The following is a 25,612-nucleotide window of genomic DNA, read 5'->3' as shown; positions in this document are numbered from 1 at the left end:
GCGGTCTTACACCGCTGCCTCGGCGCTGGCCTCGGCGTTGGCTTCGGTGGTCTCCGCGACCGCGTCCGGCGTGGGCGCCGAGGAACGAGCGGAGATGAAAAGGGTCAGGAGGGCGGAAAGGGCCGCCGCGATGCCTGCGACGAGGTACACAGCCTGGAACCCCTGACCGAGGGACGTCCCGGCCACGCCCTGGATCTGCTGCTGCGCGGAGCCGAGGGCTTTGACCATGCCGTCGACGGCCTGGGCGGGTGCGCCGGACGCCGCTGCCTGGCCGGAGAACTGCGCGATCACGCCGTCCCAGCCGGAGAGGAAGCCGAGCGGCGGCACGTTCGAGAGCCCGGCTACGGCGTCAGCGGGCAGCCCGGCGCCGCCGAGGATGCCCGCGAGGGGTCCGGCGAAGACGCTGGCTCCGACGCCGAACGCGATGGCGGAGCCGATCACGGGGCCCAGGGCGAAACCAAGGTCGCGCAGCAGGTTGGTGGTGGCGGAGGCCATGCCGATGTGCTGCGGCTGGACGGTGTTGATGGCGACGGCGGTGATGGAGCCGACCGTGAGAGCGAAGCCGATGCCGAGCAGCAGCAGCGGCGTAATGAACGCCGTCCACGGCGTTCCGCCGAAGGCCTCCGGCGTGCCCAGTGCGAACGTCGAGAGCCAGAAGGCGGAAACGGCCATAAAGCCGAAGCCGGCAGTGAGCACCCAGCGCGGGGCCACGTGGTGGATCAGCCAGCCCACCACCGGGATGAATGCGAAGGCCGGTCCCTGGATGAAGACGAACAACACGCCGACCTTCCAGGCTTCGGCGAGGGCGAGTCCGCCGACGGCGACGCTGGTGCTGAAGCAGACTGCGAGGAAGGCGAACATGCCGGTGACCGCAACAATGCCGGTGATGGAGTAGGCGCTGTTGCGGAACAGGGACAGGTGGATCAGCGGCTGGCTGGTGCGCAGTTCGATGACGACGAAGGCAACCAGGAGGAGCCCGCCGAGCACGTAGCTAAAGATCACCTCGGCGCTGCCGAAGCCGGCGTCGACGGCCTGCACGGTGGCGAAAAGGACAGCGATCAGGCCGAGCGCGAGCGTCACCTGGCCGGGCAGGTCCAGCTTGCGGCCCTCGGCGGCTGCGGAATCCTTTGCCCGGACCGCAATGATGAGGACCGCGACGGCGATCGCGGCGGCGACGTAGTAGGCAACGCGCCAGCCGCTAAAGGCGTTGGGCGCGCCTGCCCCGGCACCCGGAACGGTGAACGCCGCAGCCGTCAGGCCCGCCAGCGTCGGAGAGATGACCGCACCCAGCGAGAGGAACCCGGCCCAGGTGGCGATGACTTTCGCCCGCGCGCGGTGGTCCGGGGTGATGGCCGCGATCATGGACAGCGAAATCGGGAACAGAATGCCGGCTCCGATGCCGCCGACCGCCTGCGCCGCGATCATCATTTCGGTGGTGGACGCCAGTGCTGCGAGGACCGAGCCGACGACGCTGACCACGGCGCCGGCGTACAGCAGCTTCTTGCGGCCGAACATGTCGCCCAGGAGCCCCCAGCTGAGCTCAAACACCACGATGCCCATCATGAACATGCCGGCGATCCAGGTCAGCCCGGCGCCGGAGGTGCGGAATTCCACGGCGAAGGTGCCGTTGAGGGCGCCCGGCAGGGCGTTGGTGATCTGGGCCAGGGTGACCGCACTGTAGGCGGCGACGAACGTGGCCCGTACCGAGCCCGGGCTCGCTACCAAAGTGGTTTGACTCATCGATGAAACTCCTTTGTTTCCGGTCGATACACCGGCGCTACGCCGGGACTGGCGTTCTGCCGGGAGGGAGGCCGGCCTGGGCCGGAAGTAGATGTGGCGCTCCCCACATCTTGGAGCCTTGCTTTACATGATGTCAAGACGTCTTACGCAACGTTGGTTACATGAACAAGGCGAACATATACGCGCCGGATGTTTCCTTGACACAATGTAAAGCGTTATGTGATGCTGGCTACACCGCAACGGAGCGACGGCGTGGCCAGACTCCGCGGCGCTCCTGGATACAGCACCCGAACTTCAAGGGAGAAGCCACGTGAGTTACCCCACACCCCCCGGCACCGGCGCCGCCTTTGACGCCTCCGCCGGACCCACCGTCAACACGGTCCTGGGCCCCGTCCCCGCTTCCGACCTGGGCGTTGTCGCGGTCCATGAGTCCCTGTTGTCGGTACTCCCCGGCGCCCTGTACGCCCCGGACATCTCCATGGACCGGGCCGAAATCTTTGAGACCCTGGCCGGCAAGCTCACCGACTTCCGGGCCCACGGCGGCGGCACCATCGTCGACAGCACCGGCATGTTCCACGGCCGCGACCTCAAGCTGTACGAGGCGCTGTCCCGCTCCACCGGCGTCCACATCGTCGCCTCCACCGGGCTGGGCCCGGAGGAAGAACTCGGCGGATATTTCCTGACCCCGCAGACCAACCCGCCCACCCCGTGGCCTGCCGAAAAGTTCAGCGAACTCTTCGGCAAGGAAGTCAGCGAAGGGATGGTGGTCCCCCGCGTCGAACGCCGCGCCGCCGCCGGCGTCGTTGCCACCATGGCGGACCGCGCGGGCATGACCCCCACCGAGGAAAGCCTGTTCCGCGGCTCCGCCCGCGCCGCAAAGAACACCGGCATCGCGGTGTCCCTGCGCTTCGGCGCCGACGCCCTGCACGACCTGGACATTGTCCTGGACGAGCAGCTCGAGGCCGACCGGGTGCTCGTCGGTGACCTGGACCGCAGTGACGCAAAGGGTGCCGCCGTCGAGGTCGCCGGCCGCGGAGCCTTCGTCGGCCTCGACCACGTCGGCCTCAACGACCACCCGGACTACCTCTCAGACCACCAGCGCGCCGAACTGGTCCTCGAGCTCGTCAGGGCCGGCCATGCGGACAAGATCATCCTTTCGGGCAACTCGATCGGCGTGGCAAAGGGCCTGCCGGAGTACAACCTGCCGTACAGCCACGTGCTGACCACGTTCGTGCCGTTCCTCAAGTCCCGCGGCCTGAGCGAAGCCGACGCCCGGCGGATCCTCGTGGACAACCCGCACCAGCTGCTGACCGTGCGCTAAGCACGCGTCCGCTCACAGACAACAACCTTTCGAACCCCTGAGGTGAACGCATGACCAAGGTCAACACAGTGCTGGGAACCATCCCGGCCGAAGAACTGGAAATCGTGGCCGTCCACGAACACATCGGCTACGGCATGCCCGGCTCCGAACTGGACACCAAGTGGTGGAAGTCGCCGGAACAGGCCTACGAGGAAACAGTGCCGAAGCTGCGGAAGTTCCGCGAATACGGCGGCGGCACCTTCGTGGACGCCACGGGCATCTGCAACGGCCGCGACGTCGACTACTACCAGCCCCTGTCGCAGAAGACGGGTGTGCACATTGTCGCCTGCACCGGCTTCGTCGGCGGCGACACCGCCCTGCCGCATTTCTCCCGCGCCAGCGTGGACTACCTCGCCAAGGTCTTCATCCATGAGATCACCGTCGGCATCGGCAACACCGGCGCCAAGGCCGGAGTCATCAAGGTCGGCGTCAGCCGCGGCGGCCGCATGACGGACCTGGACAAGCGCATCTACCGGGCCGCGGCCCGCGCCGCCGTCGTCACCGGAGCGCCGATCCTGACCCACCTGGCCATTGACCCCGAACCTGCCGTGACCATCTTCAACGAAGAGGGCCTGCCGCTGGACCGGGTGCTGTTCGGCCACGCCGACGACGGCCTGAACGCTCCGATCACTCCGCACGACTGGATCTACCAGCAGGGCGGCCGGATCGGCTTCGACACCTTCGGCTACGACCTGGAACTGCCGGACCCGCCGTTTTGGGGCCGCAAGCGCGCCGAACGCATGCAGCACTTCGTCAACCTCGTGGAGAAGGGGTACGCGGACAAGCTCCTGGTTTCGGCGGACGCCAACTGCAGCCCGCTGGGCTGGCCAGGCGTGAAGGGCCACACCATCAACTACATCTTCGAGGACATGATCCCCGACATGCGGGCGGCCGGCATCGACGACGCCACGCTCAAGCTCCTGCTCGAGGACAACCCGGCCGACTTCCTGTCCCTGCACGCCTGAGCCACACACAGGCCACCACACCATACCCGTTCCAGCAGGCATGGCCCGGGCCACGAAAAAGCTTTAGAAAGAGATGAAACCATGAAGGCTGAAGACATCACGAACCTCAAGATCGCCATCATCGGCGCAGGCTACGGCGGCGCCGCCGCGGCCAAGGCGCTGAGCCTGCTCGGCGCAGACGTCACGGTCTACGAGCAGGCTCCCCAGATGGGAGAAGTTGGCGCCGGCATCGGCCTGCGCCCCGCCACGATGGCCCGGTTCCGCCAGTGGGGGATCTTCGACACGGTCGCCAAAGTGAGCTCGGCAAGCGACTACTTCGAAATCCTCAGCGCCACCGGCGAACCGATCATGAAGGACAGCTGGCCGGAGTTCGGCGACGAGAAGCACACCTACCTCATCCACCGCTGCGACTTCATCGAGGCCCTGCTCGGCGTGCTTCCCGAGGGCATGGTGCAGCTCGGCCACCGGCTGGAGACCATCGAGGACAAGGGCGGCCGCTCCGTCCTGACCTTTGCCAACGGCAAGAGCGTCGAAGCCGACCTGGTGGTCGGTGCAGACGGCATCAAGTCTGCCGTCCGCGAGCAGCTCTTTTCCGACAAGGGCCCGGTGTTCTCCGGCGAGCACGCCTACCGGGTGGTGATCTCCGCCGACGACGCCCACGGCATGGTGACCGACGACAACCTGCGGATGTACATCGGCAAGGGCACCAAGGTCTACCTGCTGCCGCTGCGCCACCGCAACCAGCTGTCCTTCGACATCACAGCCCTGAACCCGGACGGCACCTGGGCACCCACCATCACCAAAGAAGACCTCCTAAAGACGGTGGAAGGCTTCGACGAGCGGATCGTGGCGATTGCCCGCGGCCTGGACATGGACACCGTCAACATCCGCGCGGTCTACGACATCGACCCGGTGGACACCTGGCACACCGACTCCGTGGTCCTGATGGGCGACGCGGCCCACTCCATGCTGCACCACCAGGGCCAAGGCGCGAACTCGGCCATCGAGGACGCCGGAGCGCTGGCCGACGCACTGGCCCAGGCCGGCTCGGTCAAGGAGGCGCTGGCCCTGTTCCAGGCGACCCGCAAGCCGGTGACCGATGAACTGCAGCGGATCTCCCGCCAGGGCTGGAGCGAGGAAGAGGTCAACGACGTCTTTCCCGGCCAGAAACCCGCGTCGCAGCAGCCCGCCACCGCGGCAGCACCGGCAAAGGCCTGAACGCCATGACCATTCATCCCGAAATTGCCAAAATCCTGAGCACCCTGCCGGCACCCGACGGTTCGCCCCTGGACCCCCGCGCCATGCGCGCCGGCGAGGCCGCGCAGGTCCCGCGGATCGAAGACCGGCTGCCGCTGCGCAACGTCGAGGACACGACGGCGGTGACGGAGTCGGGCGAGGTGCCCGTCCGGATCTACACGCCGGCGGAGGCGGACGCCTACGGCATCCTGGTCTACTTCCACGGCGGCGCGTTCTTCCTGGGCAGCCTGGACACGCACGACCACGTCGCACGGTCCCTGGCCAAGGAATCCGGCTACAAGGTCATCTCGGTCGGCTACCGGCTGGCCCCCGAGGCCGCGTTCCCGGCCGGGCTCCAGGACTGCTACGGCGTCGTCCGGTGGGCGGCCGGGCAGGGCGAAAGCCTCAACTGGGACGGGAAGAACCTCGCCATCGCGGGCGACAGCTCGGGCGGCAACTTCGTCGCCGCCGTCGCGGCGATGGCCCACGACGACGGTTTCGGCGCCATCACACACCAGGTCCTGTTCTACCCGTCGCTGGACCTGGACTTCGACGTCGACCGTTACGCGTCGCTGCGGGAGAACGCCGAAGGCTACGGGCTGGAAACGGCCGGCCTCAAACCGTTCAACGCGTTTTACCTCGACAGCGGCGCGGACCCGGCGGACCCGCTGGTCTCCCCCATCAAACGCCGGGATCTCGCGGGCCTGCCGGCTGCTCTGGTCATCACCGCCGAACACGATCCGCTGCGCGACGAGGGCGAGCTCTACGGCCGGCGCCTGAGGGAGGCCGGGGTGGACGCGGCAGTGAGCCGCTACGCGGGGGCCAACCACGGCTTCGTCCAGAACTTTTCCTGGATCCCGGAGTTCTACGGGGTCTTCGAAGAGACCGCCGCCTTCCTGCGCGGGACCCGGAGATCGGACGGGAGCCGGGGCGTGGCGGGGGCACAGCGCAATGACTGAACCGGTTGCCATCCATCCCCTGGTCTCCCCATGGGGGCGGTTCGGTCTCTACAGCTTTTACATCGACGCCCCGGAGCCGGCGATCGTGGACACGGGAATCGCGTCATCGCCCGCCGACGGCATGGTGCCGGCCCTTGCGGCGATCGGTCGCCGGATCGAGGACGTCCGCTGGATCCTGCTGACCCACGGACATATCGACCACATCGGCGGCGCGCACGCCCTGTGGGAGCTCACCGGGCGGCGGGCCCGGGTGGTCATCCACGAGGCCGACGCCCCGTTCCTGCGCTCGCGCCGCACCCACGTGGACGAATACCTGTCCGGACGGGGGCAGTACCTGCACGACCCGGACGGCGAGGCGAAGCTGACGGCGGCCACGAACGCCGTGATTTCGGGCGAGCTGGAGCCGGACCTGCTGGTGCGGGGCGGGGAGACCCTTTCCCTTGGCGGCGACGTCACGGTCTCGGTCCACTCGATTCCGGGCCACACCCGCGGCTCGGTCGCCTATGTCCTTGACGGCCAAAACGACGTGTTCGTCGGGGACGCCGTCCAGGTCCACGGTGCCGCCAACGGATTCCCCGGCTTCGTGGACCCGGCCGGCTACCGCTCCAGCCTGCAGTACCTGAGCGAGGAAATCCGTCCGCGGCACCTCTATCTGGGGCATCCGTACCGCCGTGCGGACGGCACACCGTACGGCGTGGAGCTCGACGCCGGTCAGGCCCGCGAAGCGCTGGAGCGGAGCCTGGCCGTGGAGTCCCGGGTCCGGGAGGCGGCCTGCGGCTGCCTGGCTGCCGGACTCCAGGAGACGGACTCGCCCTACTCCCCGTTCGCCCGGGCAGCGGCGGACCTTGGGTACGCCGGGGATCCCGCTCTGGAGCCGTCCCCGTTCTTCACCACGCTGCACGGCTACCGCACGGCGTCGGACCATTCGACAGAAGATGAGGAGATCAGCACTCATGGATGACTTCCAGCTACTGAACGCCGGCGGCGAAAAAATCGCCGTCCGCAAGGACCTGCGGGTTCCCATGCGCGACGGCGTCGAGCTCGCCGCGGACGCTTATCAGGGTCCCGAGGACAAGCCGCGGCCCGCGCTGGTGGCTTTGAGCCCCTACGGCAAGGAACTGCAGGCCCTGGCCCTGACCACCCCGCCGCAGCGGCGCCCCAGCCCGATGTGGGACGGCTGCATCGAGGCCGGTGACATCGCCCGCATCGTCAAAGAGGACTACGTCCACGTCATCGGCGACCTGCGCGGCTCCGGGCACTCCGGCGGCGAACACATCGGCAACTACAACGCCGGCGGCGTGTCACTGGGCGAGGATGCCTATGACTTCATCGAATGGGTCGCCGCGCAGCCATGGTGCGACGGCAATGTCGGCATGGTGGGCATCTCCTACTTCGGGTCCATGCAGGTGCTGGCCGCGGCCGAGCGGCCGCCGCACCTGAAGGCGATCTTCGTCTCCGGCGGACACTACGATTTCTACGAGACCACGTACCACGGCGGCATCATGTGGTTCATGCCGCGCGCCGCCCGCGAGGGCCGCGGCGGCGATTCGGGCTGGGCGTTCACCGACAACGTCAAGTCCCGCATGGTCGAGAAGTACTCCCCCGCGGAGCTCAAAGATCTTGTCGCCAAGCGCCTTGAGGATCCCGACGTCGCCGCCTGGCCCAACCTCGTCCACGTGCTGCACTACCCGAAGAACCACGAAACCTGGTTCGACATCGTCATGAACGAACTGGACGGCGACTGGTACGAGGAGCGCAACCCCATCACGCTCGCCCCGAACATCGACATCCCGGTCTGGCTGCAGATTGACCAGGGCCGCGGCTGGACCATGGACGGCACGATCGAGCTGTTCAAGGAGCTGAAGGGGCCCAAGAAGCTGGACATCGGCCCCTACCCTCCAATGCAGTCGCGGCCCTTCATCGAGGAACACGACAAGATGTTCCGGTGGTACGACTACTGGATCAAGGGCATCGACAACGGTGTCATGGACGAGCCGGCCGTGAGCGTCTTCGTGGAAGGTTCGCGCGAGCTGGTGACCGCTGATCAGTGGCCGCCCAAAGACGTCGAGTACAAGCCGCTCTACCTGCGCCCGCGGCGCAAGCTGTCGGCCGAGCCTGAAACGATGGGGTCCGAATACGCCGCGCCGGATGGCTTTTACCAGGCGCCGCTGACCGTGACGGACAAGGTGGAGATCCTCAGCTGGTCCACCCCGCCCTTCGAGGAGGACACCGAAATGATCGGCACCGGCGCCGCGCACATCTTCGCGGAGATTGACCAGCCGGACACCAACTTCATCCTGCGGCTCTGGGACTACGCGCCCAACGGCAAGCGCCAGCTCATCACGAGCGGGTACCTCAAGGCCTCACACCGCGAGCTCGACGAACGCAGCACCGAGGGCAGCCCGGTCCACCCGCACACCCGCTCCGTTCCGGTGGAACCCGGGGTGATTGAGGAATACGTGTTGCGTCTCTACCCGTTCGCCAACACGTTCAAGCCCGGCCACACCCTCACCGTGGAGCTCTCCAATGATGAGCCGCTGGCCGACGAGCACAACGCACTGCTGCCGCCGGACGCGTTCCACCTGCCGGTGGGCCGGCCCGTCACGCACAAGATCTACCGCGACGCGGCCCACCCGTCCCGGCTGGTCCTGCCGTTCACCACACGCCAGCCGGCGGCGGGCTGAGCCTCCCCGCGGCCGTCTGGTGCTTCCTGCTTGCATACTCGGCGAACTACTCGGCGAGCAGGAAGCACCAGTTCTCCACCATCAGCTCCAGCGAGGCATCCCGGTCCACGGTCCAGCCCAGCCGCATCCAGCGCCGGGAAAAGAACTCCAACTCCCCGAAGGCCAGGGCGCACCGCACCCGGCGGCTGGCGGGGTCAAACCGTCCGGCACGGTCAAGGCCGGCCACCATGTCATCGATCGCCGTGTCGAACCACTGATCCAGGGCCGCCTGGATGTCCGGTTCGCTGGCCGCGGCCTGGTGTGCCGCCACCACGTAGGGGCGGATCTCGGCCCACTGGTCAAATTTGCGGGCGAGCCAGGCGCGGATCAGCTCGCGGTCCCCGGATTCCACCACCGACTGCAACGGCGGGACGTCGCCCTGCGTCAGCATCTCGTTGGTCCGCTCGACGAGGGACCGCATGAGCCGGGCCTTTGACGGGAAGTGCGAGTAGAAGGTGGCCCGGGTGGTGCCGACGGCCGCGGCGATGTCGTCCACCGTGGTGGCGGCATACCCTTTTTCCTCGAAGAGCTCCAAGCCCTTTTCCAGCAACAGCCGGCGGGTCAGCTCCTTCTGCGCTTCTCGAATGCTTGCCACTCCCCCAGATTAGTGCCATCAGGCTTCCCCGCCGGCGCGCTCCCGCCCGGCTGTGGCCGGCTGCGGGCGGCTTCCGGCGCGCTCCCGCCCGGTTTTAGGCGGAAACTACGACGCCGGGCCGGAGACACGCCGGGCCGTTCCGCGCGTCGGGGCTAACAACCGGGCAGGAGCGCGCGGGGATGCGGCCCCCGGCCCGGATCCGGCACCGGCGGCTGTGCTAGATTTCGGCCCATGACCTTGCAACCGCCCAGCCACCATGCCGACGCGCCCGCCGCGGCCGCGATCGGCCTCTTGGCGCGGCACGGCTTTGACGCAACGTCCGTGGATGACCTGGCGGACGCGGCCGGCATGAGCCGCAGCACCTTCTTTCGGAAGTTCGGCTCCAAGGAGGACGTGGTTTTCGCCGACCACGAGCGGATCCTGCGGCAGGTGACCGACAGCCTGGCGGAAACGATGCAGGAACCGCTGGCCGCGATCGTGGACGCTGCGCTGCTGGTGTTCAACCACCACCTGCGGAACCCGGAGACGTCCCGCGCGCGCTACGAGCTGATGCAGGCCGTGCCGGCGCTCCGCGACCGCGAACTGGTTACCTCCCACCGGTACGAGAGGGCCTTCCTGCAGCACCTGCTGGAAACGCTGCCCGACGTCGAACACCGCGAATACCAGGCCGTGTCCTTCGCCGCGGCGGTGGTCGCCGTCCACAATGCGTTCCTCCGCCGCTGGCTCCGCACACCAGCCGGCAGCTCTGAGGAAACCGGGGACCGGGGCACATCCACGGCGCTCGCCGACGAACTGCGCGCCCTCTCCGATATCTTCCGGCCGGCGCTACTCGGTGCTGCCGCGGCGCCGGCGGCGCCGGCCGTGGTCGTGACCGTCCTGACGGCGGGAGCGGACCGGGAGGCCGTGGTCCAGGCCGTCCGCGACGCGCTGCCCTGACCGGGGCCGCGCACACCGGACACCGGCGCCTCTGACACCCAGTTTCTTGACGTGGGACTAAGTTTCACTGCATCCTTAGTCGATGTGGCCTAAGCCACAGCATGCGGGCGGAGAACCCGCCGCCAAGACAGAGGACCAACACATGACGACGACGTCGCCCGGTACCGGGCTTAGCGCCCCCGGCGCCGCCGCCCATTTTCCGGCCGGAACAATGGAACCCGCCTATGTCCTGACCGAGGCCCTGGGCACCGACCCGGCCTCCGTATTCGCCGGCATCAGTGACGAGGACCGCAGCTACTGGGACCGCGCCCGGCGCTTCGTCCAGGACGAGGTCCTTCCCGTGATCGACGGCTACTGGGAACGCGCCGACTACCCCGTGCACCTGCTGCGGCGCCTCGGTGAGCTGGACCTGCTGCGGGACGGCGTTCCGGTGGACGGCTTCGCCCCGATGAGCAGGATGGCAGCCGGCCTGGTGAACATGGAAATCAGCCGCGGCGACGGGTCCGTGGCAACCATGATCGCGGTCCAGGGCGGACTGGCCCTGCGTTCCATCGCGGAGTGCGGGTCTGCCGCACAGCAGGAGCAGTGGCTCCCCGCGGTCGCCGCCGGCAAGGAGTTCGCCGCGTTCGCGTTGACGGAGCCCACGCACGGCTCGGACTCGGTGGCCCTCGAATCCACGGCCACCGGCACGGACGGCGGCTTCCTGCTCAACGGCGAGAAGAAGTGGATCGGCAACGGCTCGGTCGGCGGCGTCAGCGTGGTGTGGGCCCGGGGCGAGGACGGCCAGGTGCACGGTTACCTGGTACCGCAGGACTCCCCCGGCTACGCCGCGACGAAAATTGAGGGCAAACTGGCCCTGCGCGCCATCTGGCAGGCCCACATCCGGCTGGAGAACGTCTTTGTCCCGCAGCACAACGTGCTGCCGGGGGCCCGGTCCTTCAAGGACACCGCCCGGGTGCTGCTGGCCACCAGGCTGGGAGTCGCCTGGTCCGCCGTCGGCCACGCCACCGCCTGCTATGAGACCGCGGTCCAGTACGCCAAGCAGCGCCAGCAGTTCGGCCGGCCGCTGGCCGCCTCCCAGATTGTGCAGGAGAGACTGGCGCGGATGCTCAGCGAACTGGCAACCATGCAGCTGATGGTCGTCCAGATGACCCGTCTCGATGAGCAAGGCTCGCTCACCCCGGAGCAAGCCTCGCTCGCCAAGTACACCTGCACCCGCACCGCCCGCGAAATTGCCTCCAACGCCCGGGACCTCCTAGGCGGCAACGGCATCCTGCTGGCAAACCGCGTCGCCCGGCACCTTGCCGACATCGAGGCCATCCACACCTACGAGGGCACCGAAACGATGCAGGCCCTCATCATCGGGCGCGGGATCACCGGCACCTCCGCCTTCGCCTGACCTGCGCCAAACCTGTCCACCCGAAAGGACTCCCGTGAACCAGAACGTGAACCAGAACGCCAACATCCCCGTCATCCTGGGCGGCGCCCGGACCCCCTTCGGCCGCTTCCGCGGCGGCCTGACACCCTTCTCCTCCAGCGAGCTGGGCGCCCACGCCATCAGGGCCGCCCTGGAACGGTCCGGCGTCGGCCCCGAACAGATCGAAGCTGTCATCGTCGGCCAGGTCATCCAGGCCGGAGCCGGCCAGGGCCCCGCGCGCCAGGCCAGCCTGGCTGCCGGGATCGGTTGGGACGTGCCCACCGTCACGATCAACAAACTCTGCCTGTCCGGGCTCACGGCCGTGATCGACGCGGCCCGGATGATCCGCGCCGGCGAAGCCGACTTCATCGTCGCGGCCGGCCAGGAATCCATGACCAACGCCCCGCACCTGGTGCCCGGGCTCCGCGCAGGCGTCGTCATCGGTGACGCACCCATGCTCGACTCCCTGAACCACGACGGGCTGCAGGATCCGGTCAGCGGCCAGTTGATGGGCGAGGCCACGGACGCGGGCAACGCCGGGCGCGGGATCACCCGGGCCGAGCAGGACACCGTCGCGGCCCGGTCCCACCAGCGCGCCGAAGCGGCACGCGCCGCCGGCATCTACGCCGAGGAAATCGCCCCGATCGAGGTCCCCCAGCGCAAGGGGGCCGCCCTGACGCTCACCCATGACGAGGGGATCCGCCCGGAGACCACCGCCGAATCCCTGGCCCAGCTGCGCCCGGCCTTCTCCAAGGATGCAGCGGCCACCATTACCGCCGGGTCCTCCTCCCCGCTCTCCGACGGCGCGGCAGCCCTGGTGATCGCCAGCAAGGCGGCTGCGGAGGCTGCCGGGCTGGAGTGGATCGCCGAAATCGGCGCGCACGGCCAGACCGCGGGGCCGGACGGATCCCTGCATTCCCAACCCTCCCGCGCCGTTGAACTCGCGCTCAAGCGCGAGGGCCTCTCCGTGCAGGACCTCGACCTGGTCGAGATCAACGAAGCCTTCGCCTCCGTGCTCATCCAGTCCGCCAAAGACCTGGGCATCGACCCCGAAGACGTCAACGCCGACGGCGGCGCGATAGCGCTCGGCCACCCGGTGGGCGCCTCGGGCGCACGCCTGGTCCTGCACCAGGCGCTTGCCCTCAAACGCCGCGGCGGCGGCACCGGCGTCGTCGCCCTGTGCGGCGGCGGCGGCCAGGGCGACGCGCTGATCCTCAAAGCATGACCATCCCAACGAAGAAGCAGGCCATGAACACCACCAATCCCGAAGAAGGTTTCGGCACCATTTCCGTCGCGGCCATCCTGGCCGAATCCGCCCGCAGGAGTCCGGACAGCATCGCGCTGATCGTCGGTGCGGACGAAACCAGCTACGGCGAACTCTGGCGCGGCACCCGCGCCTACGCCGGGGCGCTCCGGGCACGCGGCATCGGACCCGGAGACGCGGTCGCGGTCCTGATTCCCAACGTCCCGGACTTCGCGCGGGTCTATTACGCCATCCTGTCACTGGGAGCCATCGTGGTTCCGGTGCACGCCCTGCTCAAGGCGCGCGAAATCGAATACGTCCTCCAGGACAGCGGCGCCAGGATGCTGATCTGCGCCGCCGCACTGCTGAAGGAGGGAGCCGCCGGCGCCGCCGCCACCGGCGTCGAAGTCCTCACGGTGATGGCGCCCGACGACGGGCTGCCGCGGCTCGAAGCCGAGGCGGCCGCGGCCGAACCCATCCGCAGCTACGTGCCCTGCCGGCCGTCGGACACCGCCACGATCCTGTACACCTCCGGCACCACCGGTAAACCGAAGGGCGCCCTCGGCACACATTTCGCGCTGGTGGAACAGACGTCCGTGCTGCTGACGAGCGTTATGGACTTCAAACAGGGCGACGTCCTCTTCGGCGGCCTGCCGCTCTTCCACACCTTCGGCCAGACCGTCGTCCTCAACGCCGGACTCCGCGCCGGCGCAACGATCGTGATGATGCCCCGGTTCAGCGGCGAGGGAGCGCTTGAGCTGATGACCCGGCACAAGGTCAACATCTTCGTCGGGGTGCCGACCATGTATGTGGCATTGCTGGAAGCGGCCAAGACCGGCGCCGCACTGCCGCCGGCGCTCCGCTACGGGATTTCCGGCGGGGCGTCCCTCCCCCTGGCTGTGATGGACAAGTTCCGCGACGTGTTCGGGATCGACATCCACGAAGGCTACGGCCTCACCGAGACGTCCCCCGTCGCCGCGTTCAACCACGTCGGCACGCCGCCCCGGCCCGGCACCATCGGCGTCCCGATCTGGGGCGTCGACATCGAAATCGCCCGCGCCGAGACGGTTGAAAGCATCGAACTGCTGCCGGCCGGGGAACTCGGCGAGCTGGTCATCCGCGGACACCTGCTGATGAAGGGCTACCTCAACCGGCCGGAGGCGACGGCAGAAGCGATCGTCGACGGCTGGTTCCGCACCGGGGACCTTGGCACCAAGGACGAGGACGGGTACCTGCGGATCGTGGACCGCAAGAAGGACATGATCATCCGCAACGGCTACAACGTCTATCCCCGCGAGGTCGAGGAAATCCTGCTGACCCACCCGCAGGTGGTCAGCGCCGCCGTCTACGGCATCCCGCACGATGTCCACGGCCAGGAGATCGCGGCCGCGATCGTGCTCGACGCGGGATCCACCGCCACCGAGGCCGAGCTGATCGAGTTCGCGAGCGCCCAGCTTGCCGCGTACAAATACCCGCGCGTGGTCAGGCTGCTCGCGGAGCTCCCGCTCGGTCCCAGCGGGAAAATCCTCAAACGAAACCTGGCCACCGAGTCCGCCGGAGTTCAGTAGGGCCGGGCTGCGCGGGCCCGGCAGCGCCGGGGCCAGCAGGCCGGGGCGGGTCGGGGCCATCCGGCGACGGCGGTCCACACCCCGGCCCGCCCGGCATTGACCCGCATCGATAAACTGGCGGTGAGTGTCGCACCCTCGCGGGGCAAGTCCCCGTCCCGGGCCGGCGTCGGCATCAACGAGCCAAGGGAGAACGCCAATGCCTGCTGTCCGGGTCTTCCAGTCGCGAGGCCGCCGCGGCTCCACGTACTGCTGCCGGGTTCCGGCGTGAAGTTTCTCCAGGACGCGCCCCGGTTCCTGTTCTTCACCGGCAAGGGCGGCGTGGGGAAGACGTCCATAGCGTGCGCAACCGCGCTGTCCCTGGCGAGGGCGGGCAGGAAGATCCTGCTGGTCAGCACCGACCCTGCCTCCAATGTGGGCCAGGTCTTCGGCGTCAGTATCGGGAACACCCTGACGGCCATCCCGGAGGTGCCGGGCCTTTCCGCCCTCGAAATCGACTCGGAGCAGGCCGTCGAGGCCTACCGCGAGCGGATCCTCGCACCCGTCCGGGGAGTCCTGCCGGCGGCTGAACTGGCCGGCATCGCCGAAAGCCTCTCCGGTTCCTGCACCACGGAGATCGCCTCCTTCGACGAGTTCACCAACCTGCTCGCCGACGAAGGCTCCTACGGGGAGTATGACCACATCGTCTTCGACACCGCCCCGACCGGCCACACGCTGCGCCTGCTGCAGCTGCCTGGCTCCTGGACCGACTTCCTGGCGGCCGGCAAGGGTGACCCGTCCTGCCTGGGCCCGCTGTCGGGGCTCGAGAAGCACAAACAGGTGTATGCCAAGGCAGTCGAGGCCCTCACCGATCCGGCGAGGACCCGGCTCGTCCTGGTCAGCCGCGCGCAGACCTCGGCGCTGGCCGAGATTGAGCGGACCTATTTCGAACTCAACCAGCTCGGCATCGGCGGCGTGTACGTCGTGGTCAACGGCGTCCTGCCGGAAGCTGCCGGCGGCGAGGATCTCGCGCGTGCGCTGCGCGCCCGGGAGGCCGCCGCCGTCGCAGCCATTCCGGCGGCGGTCGCCGGGCTACCCCGCGATGTCCTGGAACTAAAGCCGGGCAACATGGTCGGCATCCCGGCGCTGGAGACCCTGTTCGCGCGCACGTCCGACGCCGGCGGCGCGGCGGACGCGGGGCTGGTCCCCGCAGCCGAAGACGCCGGGATCCAGGACGCTCCGCTGGGCGCGCTGGTGAACGAGATGGAATCCGGCGGCCACGGGCTCGTGCTGTGCATGGGCAAGGGCGGGGTTGGGAAGACGACGGTCGCCGCCGCGATCGCCGTCGCCCTGGCCAAGCGCGGCCACGCGGTGCACCTCACCACGACTGATCCCGCGGCGCACCTCACCGAGACGCTCCACGGTTCCGTGGACGGCCTGACCGTTTCCCGGATTGATCCGGAGGCGGCCATCCAGGAATACCGCAGCCACGTGATGGCGACCAAGGGCCGGAGTCTGGACGAGGAAGGACGCGCGGCGCTGGCCGAGGACCTGCTGTCCCCGTGCACCGACGAGGTGGCCGTGTTCCGGCAGTTCTCCCGGGTGGTGCAGGAGTCCCGCCGGCACTTCGTGGTGATTGACACGGCACCCACCGGCCACACGCTGCTGCTCCTGGATGCCACCGGTTCCTACCACCGCGAAATCGCCCGCCAGGTGGGCGACACCATGGGTTTCGTGACGCCGCTGATGCGGCTCCAGGATCCGGCGCAGACCAAGGTTGTCCTGGTCACGCTGGCTGAGCCGACCCCGGTGCTCGAAGCGGAAGAACTGCAGGCCGACCTGGAGAGGGCCGGGATCCACCCGTGGGCCTGGGTGATCAACAACTCGATCGCCGCCGCGCACCCCCGGACGCCGTTCCTGCGGGCTCGCGCCGCGGGAGAACTGGAGCACATCACGAAGGTGCATGCCCTGGCGGACCGGGTTGCCCTCATTCCGCTGCTGCCCGAAGAGCCCATCGGCGAAGACAAGCTCACGGCACTGACGGCCCTCAGCTCGCAGCCGGCCTGACGCGGGCCCACGGAAAGGGTGCTGCCCGGGCGGTGTGTGGTTACCCGCCCGGGCGCTGGGCCAGCAGCGCCTCGAGGTCCCGGGCGGTGGCATCCAGCCTGGCGATCGTGTCGCGCTGGATCCCCCGCAGGTATTCGGCGTCGGACTCCCCGTCCTGCACCCAGTTCTCGTCCCCCGGTGAGTCCATCATCTGGCGCGTGTTCGCGGTTGCGGTCCTGACGTTCTCCAGCATCGCCCGCAGCCGGTCCTCAGGTGCAGGGGTTGCGGCATTCATGGTGTCCTCCTTGCGTACGGCGGCAATAGTAGCTCCCAGGGCCTAGCCTTGCTGCCGGCGCACGGAGGGCACAAGACCTAAAGGACCTGTGTACGCCGTTCGATCAGGACGGTGTCCCGCCATTGTCCGGCCGCTGGCCCGTGCGCCATCCGGGCGATTTTTTCCCGGTGTCCCACCACCCTGAAGCCGTGGGCGAGGTGGAGTCTCAGACTCGGCCCGTTCTCCGGAAAGACATTCGCCTGGATGGTCCAGATGCCGGCCTGTTCGGTCGCGGCAATCAGGGACTGGAGGAGGATAGCCCCGATCCGCCGGCCGCGCGCCGCCTCGGAAACATAAATGGAGTGTTCAACGACGCCGGCGTACGCCGGGCGGGCGGAGACCGCGGAGACAGCCGCCCAGCCGAGGATCCCGGCGTCGTGCCCCTCCGCCACGAGGCGGTGCGACGCCAGCCGCGTAGCGTCGAAACGTTGCCAGTCCGGCGCCTCGACCTCAAACGTGGCCTGCCCGGTGGCGATCCCCTCCTGGTAGATCCGCCGGACCTCGGGCCAGTCGGATTCCTGCATCGGCCGGACGGTGTATTCGGCGGTGGCGCCGGCCGCGGTGCCGGCCATGGTTCCGCCGCTCACAGCGACGCCAGGAGCCCGGCCGTCTGCTCGATCGCGCCGGGCACCAGCGAGTAGTACGCCCAGGTGCCGCGCTTTTCGCGGTGCAGCAGGCCTGCGTCAACCAGGATTTTGAGGTGGTGCGACACGGTGGGCTGGCCCAGGTCCAGCGGCTCGGTCAAATCGCAGACACAGGCTTCCCCGTCCCCGGCGCCCTTCACGATCGAGAGCAGCCGCAGCCTGTTCGGGTCGGACAGGGCCTTGAACACGAGCGCCTTGCGCTGGGCATCCTCGGCGCTGAGGACCGCCTGGCCGGACGGCGCGCAGCAGGACGCGTCGAGAACCGGTTCGAGGGTTTCCAAAGAGTTCATGCCTCCATTATGCACATGGATTGACAATCATCGATATAGTTGGAACCATCTCATATCGACAAGCATCAATATTTTCCGAGCAGCTTCACCAGAGCAGCGCCAACGCAGCACAGGAGTCCCGTGAGCATCCAGACTGACCCGTCCCCCGGCCTTGAAAGCGACGCTGTCGTCACCGGCAAGCTGTCCACCCTGGACCGCTTCCTGCCGGTCTGGATCATCGCCGCCATGGCGGCCGGCCTGCTGCTGGGCAGCTTCATCCCGGGCCTGGACACCGCACTGGAGGCCGTCAAGGTCGGAGAAGTTTCGCTGCCGATCGCCGTCGGCCTGCTGGTCATGATGTACCCGGTGCTAGCCAAGGTCCGCTACGACCAGACGCACCGGGTGATCGGCGACCGCAGGCTGATGGTCACCTCGCTGGTGCTGAACTGGGTGCTGGCGCCGGCGTTTATGTTCGCCCTTGCCTGGATCTTCATCCCCGACCTGCCGGAGTACCGCACCGGCCTGATCATCGTGGGGCTGGCCCGGTGCATCGCCATGGTGATGATCTGGAACGACCTCGCCTGCGGCGACCGGGAAGCCGCCGCCGTGCTGGTCGCCATCAATTCCGCCTTCCAGGTCGTCGCGTTCGGTGCCCTCGGCTGGTTCTACCTGCAGCTGCTGCCGTCCTGGCTGGGCCTGCCGACTACCAGCGCGGACTTCTCCTTCTGGTCCATCACCGCGTCCGTGCTGGTGTTCCTGGGAATCCCGCTGCTGGCCGGTTTCCTCACCCGCACGCTCGGCGAAAAAGCCAAGGGACGCGACTGGTACGAAGCGAGGTTCCTCCCCCGGCTCGGCCCGTGGGCCCTGTACGGCCTGCTCTTCACCATCACGCTGCTCTTCGCCCTGCAGGGCGGCACCATCACGTCCCGGCCGCTGGACGTGGCCCGGATTGCGCTGCCTCTGCTGGTCTACTTCCTGGTCGTCTTCGGCGCCGGCATGCTGATCGGCAAGTGGCTGGGCATCGGCTACGCCAAGACCACCACCCTGGCGTTCACCGCCGCAGGCAACAACTTCGAACTCGCCATCGCCGTGGCGATCGGCACCTTCGGCGTCACCTCCGGGCAGGCCCTGGCCGGCGTCGTCGGCCCCTTGATCGAAGTCCCGGTCCTTGTTGGACTGGTTTACGTGGCCCTCTGGGCCCGCAAACGCTGCTTCGCCGCCAGCCCCCTTTCCGCCTAACCCCCAGAAACTTCAGGAGAACACCATGAGCACCGACACCGCCAAGAAGCCCTCCGTCCTTTTCGTCTGCGTCCACAACGCCGGCCGGTCCCAGATGGCGGCCGCCTTCCTCACCACCCTGGGCAAGGGTGAGATTGAGGTGCGCTCGGCCGGCTCCCAGCCCGCCGAGAAAGTCAACCCGGCCGCCGTCGAGGCCATGGCCGAGCTGGGCATCGACATGTCCGCCGAAATCCCCAAGGTCCTGACCACCGAGGCCGTCAAGGAGTCCGACGTCGTGATCACCATGGGCTGCGGCGACACCTGCCCGATCTTCCCCGGGAAGCGCTACGAGGACTGGGAACTTGAAGACCCGGCCGGCCAAGGCGTCGACGCCGTCCGTCCCATCCGCGACGAGATTAAGTCCCGCATCGAGGACCTCATCGCCTCCCTCGCCCCCGCCGCCAAGTAACCAGGACCAGGAGCCTCTCATGAGCACCCAACAACTGATCATCATCGGATCCGGCCCCGCCGGCTACACCGCCGCGATCTACGCCGCCCGGGCCGGGCTGGAACCGCTCGTCATCGCCGGCGCCGTCACCGCCGGAGGCGCCCTGATGAACACGACCGAGGTGGAGAACTTCCCCGGTTTCCCCTCCGGCGTCCAGGGCCCGGAGCTGATGGACGGTCTCCAGCAGCAGGCCGAGAAGTTCGGCGCCCAGGTGGTGTTCGACGACGTCACCGACGTCCAGCTCACCGGCCACCTCAAGCGGGTCGTCACCGGAGCCGGCGAGACCCACGAGGCGCCCGCCGTGATCCTCGCCACCGGGTCCGCCTACAAGGAGCTCGGCCTGCCGGAGGAGAAGAAGTTCAGCGGCCACGGCGTCTCCTGGTGCGCCACCTGCGACGGCTTCTTCTTCCGCGACCAGGACATCATCGTGGTCGGCGGCGGTGACTCCGCGATGGAGGAAGCGACCTTCCTGACCCGCTTCGGCAAGACCGTGACCGTCGTCGTGCGCAAAAACGAACTGCGGGCCTCCCGGATCATGGCCCAGCGCGCCAAGGACAACCCCAAGATCCGCTTCGCCTGGAACTCGGCCGTCACCAAGATCCACGGCGAATCCAAGGTCACCGGCGTCACCCTGACGGACACCATCACCGGGGAAACCCGCGAACACGCCGCCACAGGCATCTTCGTCGCGATCGGCCACGTGCCGCGCACCGAACTGCTGACCGGCCAGGTGGAGCTTGACGCCGAGGGGTACATCAAGGTCGACTCCCCCACCACCGTCACCAACCTCAGCGGCGTCTTCGCCTGCGGGGACGCCGTGGACCACCGCTACCGGCAGGCCATCACCGCCGCCGGCACCGGTTGCGCCGCCGCCCTCGACGCCGAACGCTACCTCGCCGCCCTCGACGACGCGGACAGCATCGCCACGGCCCTGGTCGAGGACCCCACCCACGCCTGACCGACGCGTCCCCGCCCGGCCGGTCCCACAAGGACCGGCCGGGCGGGGCAGCAAATGACCCGCCACCCCACCGGATGAAACAGAGGACACCATGGCTGTACCCAACACCCGTCCCGTTGCTGTCATCGGAGCCGGCCCCATCGGCCTCGCCGCGGCTGCACACTTGCTTGAACGCGGCCTGGAGCCGCTGATCCTCGAGGCAGGCCCGGCCCCGGCCGCGGCGATCGAACAGTGGCGCCACATCCGGCTGTTCTCCCCGTGGCAGTACAACACCGACGCCGCCGCCGTCCGCCTGCTCGCCGCGACCGGCTGGAAAGCACCGGAACCGTCGGAGCTGCCCACCGGAGGCGAGCTTATCGACCAGTACCTCACCCCGCTCGCGTCGCTGCCCGTGATCGCGTCCCGCCTGCACACCGGCGCCCGCGTCATCGCGGTGACCCGCCTCGGGATGGACAAAACCCACTCACGGAACCGCGGCACCACCCCCTTCGTGGTCCGGGTCGAACACGCCGACGGCGAAGTCCGCGACTACCAGGCCGCAGCCGTCATTGACGCCTCCGGCACGTGGTCCACCCGCAACCCGCTCGGAACCTCGGGCCTGCCTGCCGTCGGCGAAACCGCCGCGGCGGCCCACATCTCCTCTCCGCTGCCGGACGTGCTGGGACGCGACCGTGCAGCGTTTGCCGGCCGTACCGCCGTCGTGGTCGGTGCGGGCCACTCAGCCGCCAACACCCTGATCAACCTCTCCGAACTCGCGGCCCAGGTGCCCGGAACGAAGATCATCTGGGCGATCCGCGGCGCTTCGGCCGCCAAGGTCTACGGCGGCGGCGACGCCGACGGCCTCGCCGCCCGCGGCCAGCTCGGCAGCCGGCTCCGCTCGCTCGTTGAGCACGGCCCCGTGGAACTGCACACCGGTTTCGGGATCGCCGGCCTCGCCGCGGAGGGGGGCGCCGTTACGCTGACCGCCACCGACGGCCGCACCCTCGGCGCCGACGTCGTGGTTCCGGCCACCGGGTTCCGCCCGAACCTGGACATGCTGCGGGAACTCCGGCTGGAACTCGACCCGGGTGTCGAGGCGCCGCGGGAACTCGGGCCGCTGATTGACCCCGAGTTCCACTCCTGCGGCACCGTGGAGCCGCACGGTGCCCGGATGCTGGCCCACCCGGAGCAGGACTTCTACATTGTCGGCATGAAGTCCTACGGCCGGGCCCCCACCTTCCTGCTCGCCACCGGCTACGAACAGGTCCGCTCCGTCACAGCCGCCCTGGCCGGAGACCGTGAGGCCGCCGACACCGTCCAGCTGGAGCTGCCGGAAACCGGCGTCTGCTCCTCGGACATCGGCACCAGCTGCGACGTTCCTGCCGTGGCCGCCGCGGGGTTCGTGGCGGAAACCTCCGGCGGCTGCTGCGGAGCGCCAGAACCCGTGCTGGTGGGATTCCCCACCGGGCTGGCCCACGGCCGCTCCGGCGGGAACTGACCACCCGGACCGGGACCTTCCCTGTGCCTACGCACGCTCCCACCCGGATCCTCGCCGCGGAGGGTGCACCGCGCGGCGGCCTGGCCGCGCTGTGCATCACCCAGATGACCGGGTGGGGCGTGCTTTATTACGCGCTGATCGCGGCGGTCCGGCCCATCAGCGAGGACACTGGCTGGGAGCCGGCCCTGGTGACGGGAGCCTTCTCCGCCGGGCTGCTGATCTCCGCGGTGGCTGGCATCTTCGTCGGCAGGATCCTCGACCGGACCGGGCCGCGCACACTGATGATCGGCGGGTCCCTCCTCGGAGTGCTGGCCCTGGTCCTGGTGGCGGTGGCGCCGAACCTGCCCCTGTTCTTCGCGGCCTGGCTGCTGGCCGGCAGTGCGCAGGCCGCAGTGCTGTACCAGCCGGCTTTCACGGTGATCAGCCGCTGGTACGGACCGGCCCGGCTGCGGCCCCTCACCATCCTGACCCTCGCCGGCGGATTCGCGTCCACCATCTTCGCCCCCGCCACCGCCGCCCTGGCCGCCCAATTCGGCTGGCGGACCGCCTTTGTCATCCTCGCCGGGATCATGGCACTCATCACCGTTCCGCTGCATGCCCGCTTCCTGAACCGGAGCTGGTCCCCGTCTGCCGGCGGCAGCAATGCCGGGGGCAAATCCGGCGGCACCAACGCCCGGGAGCACCGCGCGCTGGCGCGGGCCGTGCGGCGAAGCCCGGAGTTCCTTGGCCTGCAGGCGCTCATGGTCCTCCTTGGCTTGGGCCTGTACACCGTGACGCTGAACATCATTCCGCTGCTGCTCGAGAAAGGCGCCGACTACACCACGGCCGCGCTGGGGCTTGGCCTGGTGGGCGCCGGCCAGGTCGGCGGCCGGCTGCTGTTCGCCGCCATCCCGTCCGCTGCCCGGCTGCCGGTCATTACCGGAACGGCGGCGGCTGCCCTGCTGACCCTGGCGGCCCTGCCGGGTCCGGTGCCGGTGCTGGTCGCGGCGGGGATGCTCGCCGGCGCGGTCCGCGGGTGCCAGACCCTGCTGCAGGCCACGATTGTGGCCGACCGCTGGGGCACCCGGAACCTGGGCACACTGCAGGGGATCTTCTCGGCCCCGCTGACAGCGGTCACCGCCGTGGCCCCGGCTGCAGGCCCCGTGCTGGCGGCCTGGCTCGGGACCTATACGGCCATGACGTACGCCATGACCGCCGCGGCCGGAACCGCGGCCGTACTCGCCGCCGTCGCGGGCCTGCGCGCCGCGCGGCCAGATCCGGTCGGCTGAGCGCCGACCTGTCACCGGCGCTTCCAGCCGCAATCCCGCGCCTTCAGCCGCAATCCGGAGCCGCCAGCCGCGATAATGAGGGCATGGACATTCGCCTGCTGACCATCCCCGGTTGCCCCCACGGCGCCTCCGCCCGGGAACTCTTCGCCAGGGCCCTGGAACAGGAGGGCCTCGATCCGGCGCTGCTCACAGCCACAGACATCACCACGCAGCCCGAAGCGGCAGCAGCGTCCTTCCACGGATCGCCCTCGTTCATCATTGACGGCGTCGATCTCTTCCCGTCCAGCGCGGCCCCGGCGGTCAGCTGCCGGGTGTACCGGGGCCGGGACGGGCTGTCCGGCCAGCCGGACCTGGACTCCCTCCGCACCGCGATCCGCGAGCGCGGGCGCCTCGGACGGCGAGGGACCTGAGCCATGGCAGAGCACCCCGTCGCACCGACAAAGGACGAGATCACCGCCGGGTACCGCCGCGCCATCCGCGACCTGGACACCTGGCTGGAGAGCGCCACACCCGCGGAACTCGACCGGACCAGTAACGGCACACGCTGGACCAACGAGCAGCTGCTGTTCCACATGGTGTTCGGCTACATGGTCGTCCGCGCCCTGCTGCCCCTGGTGCGGACCGTCAGCCGCCTCCCCGCCCGCGCCGGAACCGCCTTTGCCGCCGGACTGAACGCCGCTACCGGCCCCTTCGACGCGGTGAACTACTGGGGTTCGCGCGCCGCCGCCCTCGTCTACAACAGGCACAGGATGGCCAGGAAACTGGACAAGACCATCACTGCGCTGACCCGGCGGCTGGAACGCGAGAGCCCCGCCTCCCTGGCCAGGTCCATGCCGTTCCCGGACAGGTGGGATCCGTTCTTCAAGCCGGTCATGACGCTCAACGACGTCTACGCCTACCCCACCCTGCACTTTGATTTCCACGCCGCGCAGCTGGAACTCCCGACGCCGGAGTGACTGCTTGAGGACCTGAAAGCCGGCATCGGGTGATGGCTGGCAGACTGGGGCAGGAGACTAACGTCCGGAAGCAGGAGGATCCATGACCACCGCAAAGCCAGTCATCGTCTTTGATGTCAACGAGACTCTTTCCGATATGTCCCCGATGGGTGACCGTTTCAGCGAGGTCGGAGCGCCGGCCGCGCTGGCCAAGCTCTGGTTCGCGTCGCTGTTGCGCGATGGTTTTGCGCTCACCGCCAGCCGGGACAACCCATCGTTCGCTGCTATCGGGTCAGAGCTGCTCCGGGGCCTGCTGGCCACCGTGGACCTCAACCGCCCGATTAGCGCCGCGGTGGACCACGTCATGTCAGGACTCAGCGCACTCGGAGTGCACCCGGACGTCCCAGAGGGCATCAAGGCCCTCGGGGACGCCGGCTACCGGCTCATCACGCTCAGCAACGGCTCGGCCGGGATCGCCGCGAAACTGTTCAGCCAAGCCGGGATCCGCGATCAGTTCGAGTCGCTGCTCTCGGTCGAAGACGCGCCCGCCTGGAAGCCCGCCCCTGCGGCTTACAACTACGCCGCCGCTGCGTCCGGGGCAGAGCCGGCCGGCATGCTGCTGGTCGCCGTCCATCCATGGGACATCCACGGTGCCGCCCGCGCCGGGCTGCGTACAGCCTGGGTGAACCGGACCGGCGGAAGCTACCCCGGGCACTTCGAGGCACCCGAGTTCACGGTCACCGCACTGACAGAACTCCCCGCAGCGCTGGCAGCCGCCTGATCTGGCTCCCGGCCGAGTCCCCGATCAGGGCACTGGCGGCCCCCGTTGCTTTTGACGGATTGCCGGCGCCCGGGCCCTGACGGTGTTACAAGAGGCTGGCGAGGGCCAGGCCGGCGGCCGCAGCACCGACCGCGGCCGCCGCGGTCCCGATGCCGTTCAGCAGGGCCAGCCCGGTGCGGCCCGACTGGATGAGCCGGACGGTCTCGAAACTGGCGGTGCTGAAGGTGGTGTAGCCGCCCAGGAAGCCGGTGCCGGCGATGGCCTGCAGCTCGGCGGGGGCCGCGTGGACGATGACCGCTCCGGCAACCAGCCCCAGCAGGAAGGACCCGGTGATGTTGATGGCGATGGTGCCCACCGGCAGGGCGGTCCGGAGTTTGGAACGGACCAGCCCGTCCACCACAAAACGGGTCCCGGCGCCCAGCCCGCCGGCGAGGCCGAGCAGCACAATGGTCAGGA

Annotated in this window: 25 protein-coding genes; 19 read left to right on the top strand and 6 right to left on the bottom strand. The window is 68.9% G+C overall.

The genetic code is table 11. The features are described from left to right. Positions 1 to 6: 6 nt before the first annotated feature. Positions 7 to 1,740, bottom strand: a complete 1,734-nt coding sequence (locus tag AC1MED_RS08435; RefSeq protein ID WP_479786455.1) for an MFS transporter — start codon at positions 1,738 to 1,740, stop codon at positions 7 to 9. Between the two features lie 310 nt (positions 1,741 to 2,050). On the opposite strand from AC1MED_RS08435, the gene AC1MED_RS08430 reads away from it, so the two are divergent. The 6 genes from AC1MED_RS08430 to AC1MED_RS08405 all read left to right on the top strand — a co-directional run bounded on the left by AC1MED_RS08430 (position 2,051) and on the right by AC1MED_RS08405 (position 8,944). Continuing rightward, a complete protein-coding gene (locus tag AC1MED_RS08430) occupies positions 2,051 to 3,061 on the top strand; it encodes a phosphotriesterase family protein (protein WP_479786453.1) in 1,011 nt (336 codons plus the stop codon). 50 nt (positions 3,062 to 3,111) lie between these two features. Then, positions 3,112 to 4,065, top strand: a complete 954-nt coding sequence (locus tag AC1MED_RS08425; protein WP_479786451.1) for a phosphotriesterase family protein — start codon at positions 3,112 to 3,114, stop codon at positions 4,063 to 4,065. A gap of 81 nt (positions 4,066 to 4,146) precedes the next feature. Then, on the top strand, positions 4,147 to 5,283 hold the full coding sequence (locus tag AC1MED_RS08420) for an FAD-dependent oxidoreductase (protein ID WP_479786449.1): 1,137 nt from the start codon (positions 4,147 to 4,149) through the stop codon (positions 5,281 to 5,283). Positions 5,284 to 5,288: 5 nt separating this feature from the next. Next, positions 5,289 to 6,260: an alpha/beta hydrolase gene (locus AC1MED_RS08415; protein WP_346958243.1), complete on the top strand. Its 972-nt coding sequence runs from the start codon at positions 5,289 to 5,291 to the stop codon at positions 6,258 to 6,260. Further along, positions 6,253 to 7,221: an MBL fold metallo-hydrolase gene (locus AC1MED_RS08410; protein ID WP_479786446.1), complete on the top strand. Its 969-nt coding sequence runs from the start codon at positions 6,253 to 6,255 to the stop codon at positions 7,219 to 7,221. The genes AC1MED_RS08415 and AC1MED_RS08410 overlap by 8 nt, the downstream gene beginning before the upstream one ends. Then, entirely contained in the window at positions 7,214 to 8,944 is a 1,731-nt protein-coding gene (locus AC1MED_RS08405; RefSeq protein ID WP_346958245.1) for a CocE/NonD family hydrolase, read from the top strand. The genes AC1MED_RS08410 and AC1MED_RS08405 overlap by 8 nt, the downstream gene beginning before the upstream one ends. Before the next feature lie 46 nt (positions 8,945 to 8,990). Here AC1MED_RS08405 and AC1MED_RS08400 read toward each other — a convergent pair whose 3' ends face one another. Continuing rightward, on the bottom strand, positions 8,991 to 9,578 hold the full coding sequence (locus tag AC1MED_RS08400) for a TetR/AcrR family transcriptional regulator (protein WP_346958246.1): 588 nt from the start codon (positions 9,576 to 9,578) through the stop codon (positions 8,991 to 8,993). 231 nt (positions 9,579 to 9,809) lie between these two features. On the opposite strand from AC1MED_RS08400, the gene AC1MED_RS08395 reads away from it, so the two are divergent. The 5 genes from AC1MED_RS08395 (at position 9,810) to arsA (ending at position 16,785) form a co-directional block, all read left to right on the top strand. After that, positions 9,810 to 10,514, top strand: coding sequence for a TetR family transcriptional regulator (locus AC1MED_RS08395; protein WP_479786443.1), 705 nt, complete (start codon positions 9,810 to 9,812; stop codon positions 10,512 to 10,514). Positions 10,515 to 10,656: 142 nt separating this feature from the next. After that, a complete protein-coding gene (locus tag AC1MED_RS08390) occupies positions 10,657 to 11,913 on the top strand; it encodes an acyl-CoA dehydrogenase family protein (RefSeq protein WP_346958248.1) in 1,257 nt (418 codons plus the stop codon). Between the two features lie 46 nt (positions 11,914 to 11,959). Next, a complete protein-coding gene (locus tag AC1MED_RS08385; RefSeq protein ID WP_479786622.1) occupies positions 11,960 to 13,156 on the top strand; it encodes an acetyl-CoA C-acetyltransferase in 1,197 nt (398 codons plus the stop codon). Beyond that, on the top strand, positions 13,153 to 14,742 hold the full coding sequence (locus AC1MED_RS08380; RefSeq protein WP_479786441.1) for a long-chain-fatty-acid--CoA ligase: 1,590 nt from the start codon (positions 13,153 to 13,155) through the stop codon (positions 14,740 to 14,742). Before AC1MED_RS08385 ends, AC1MED_RS08380 begins: the two co-directional genes overlap by 4 nt. A gap of 264 nt (positions 14,743 to 15,006) precedes the next feature. Then, on the top strand, positions 15,007 to 16,785 hold the full coding sequence (gene arsA / locus AC1MED_RS08375) for an arsenical pump-driving ATPase (RefSeq protein ID WP_479786439.1): 1,779 nt from the start codon (positions 15,007 to 15,009) through the stop codon (positions 16,783 to 16,785). A 40-nt stretch (positions 16,786 to 16,825) separates the two neighbouring features. Here arsA and AC1MED_RS08370 read toward each other — a convergent pair whose 3' ends face one another. The 3 genes from AC1MED_RS08370 to AC1MED_RS08360 form a co-directional block, all read right to left on the bottom strand. Next, the gene (locus tag AC1MED_RS08370; protein ID WP_479786438.1) at positions 16,826 to 17,059 is read right to left on the bottom strand and encodes a hypothetical protein; all 234 of its coding nucleotides are present in this window, start codon (positions 17,057 to 17,059) and stop codon (positions 16,826 to 16,828) included. A 77-nt stretch (positions 17,060 to 17,136) separates the two neighbouring features. Further along, positions 17,137 to 17,622 (bottom strand): N-acetyltransferase family protein, encoded by a 486-nt coding sequence (locus tag AC1MED_RS08365; RefSeq protein WP_479786619.1) that lies wholly within the window; start codon positions 17,620 to 17,622, stop codon positions 17,137 to 17,139. Positions 17,623 to 17,681: 59 nt separating this feature from the next. After that, complete coding sequence (locus AC1MED_RS08360; RefSeq protein WP_479786437.1) at positions 17,682 to 18,032, bottom strand: ArsR/SmtB family transcription factor; 351 nt, start codon at positions 18,030 to 18,032, stop codon at positions 17,682 to 17,684. A 225-nt stretch (positions 18,033 to 18,257) separates the two neighbouring features. Here AC1MED_RS08360 and arsB point away from each other — a divergent pair, with 225 nt between their 5' ends. The 8 genes from arsB to AC1MED_RS08320 all read left to right on the top strand — a co-directional run bounded on the left by arsB (position 18,258) and on the right by AC1MED_RS08320 (position 25,156). Continuing rightward, positions 18,258 to 19,250 carry an ACR3 family arsenite efflux transporter gene (gene arsB / locus AC1MED_RS08355; RefSeq protein ID WP_479786617.1) on the top strand — a complete coding sequence of 331 codons (993 nt, stop codon included), beginning with the start codon at positions 18,258 to 18,260 and terminating at the stop codon, positions 19,248 to 19,250. 25 nt (positions 19,251 to 19,275) lie between these two features. Continuing rightward, complete coding sequence (locus tag AC1MED_RS08350) at positions 19,276 to 19,698, top strand: arsenate reductase ArsC (protein WP_479786436.1); 423 nt, start codon at positions 19,276 to 19,278, stop codon at positions 19,696 to 19,698. 19 nt (positions 19,699 to 19,717) lie between these two features. After that, a complete protein-coding gene (gene trxB, locus AC1MED_RS08345) occupies positions 19,718 to 20,695 on the top strand; it encodes a thioredoxin-disulfide reductase (RefSeq protein ID WP_479786434.1) in 978 nt (325 codons plus the stop codon). Positions 20,696 to 20,786: 91 nt separating this feature from the next. Then, positions 20,787 to 22,172, top strand: coding sequence for an FAD-dependent oxidoreductase (locus AC1MED_RS08340; RefSeq protein WP_479786433.1), 1,386 nt, complete (start codon positions 20,787 to 20,789; stop codon positions 22,170 to 22,172). Between the two features lie 23 nt (positions 22,173 to 22,195). Next, entirely contained in the window at positions 22,196 to 23,440 is a 1,245-nt protein-coding gene (locus AC1MED_RS08335) for an MFS transporter (protein ID WP_479786431.1), read from the top strand. Positions 23,441 to 23,523: 83 nt separating this feature from the next. After that, positions 23,524 to 23,850, top strand: a complete 327-nt coding sequence (locus AC1MED_RS08330) for a thioredoxin domain-containing protein (protein WP_479786429.1) — start codon at positions 23,524 to 23,526, stop codon at positions 23,848 to 23,850. 3 nt (positions 23,851 to 23,853) lie between these two features. Then, positions 23,854 to 24,396 (top strand): DinB family protein, encoded by a 543-nt coding sequence (locus AC1MED_RS08325; protein ID WP_479786427.1) that lies wholly within the window; start codon positions 23,854 to 23,856, stop codon positions 24,394 to 24,396. 82 nt (positions 24,397 to 24,478) lie between these two features. Continuing rightward, positions 24,479 to 25,156, top strand: a complete 678-nt coding sequence (locus AC1MED_RS08320) for a haloacid dehalogenase type II (RefSeq protein WP_479786425.1) — start codon at positions 24,479 to 24,481, stop codon at positions 25,154 to 25,156. Positions 25,157 to 25,241: 85 nt separating this feature from the next. Here the strand turns inward: AC1MED_RS08320 and crcB are convergent, their stop codons facing one another. Continuing rightward, the gene (crcB, locus tag AC1MED_RS08315; protein WP_479786615.1) at positions 25,242 to 25,610 is read right to left on the bottom strand and encodes a fluoride efflux transporter CrcB; all 369 of its coding nucleotides are present in this window, start codon (positions 25,608 to 25,610) and stop codon (positions 25,242 to 25,244) included. Positions 25,611 to 25,612: the final 2 nt, after the last annotated feature.

Source organism: Arthrobacter sp. BI5 (assembly GCF_056680065.1).
The sequence above is the reverse complement of the archived record's forward strand: the minus strand, read 5'-3'. Positions and strand labels throughout refer to the sequence as shown.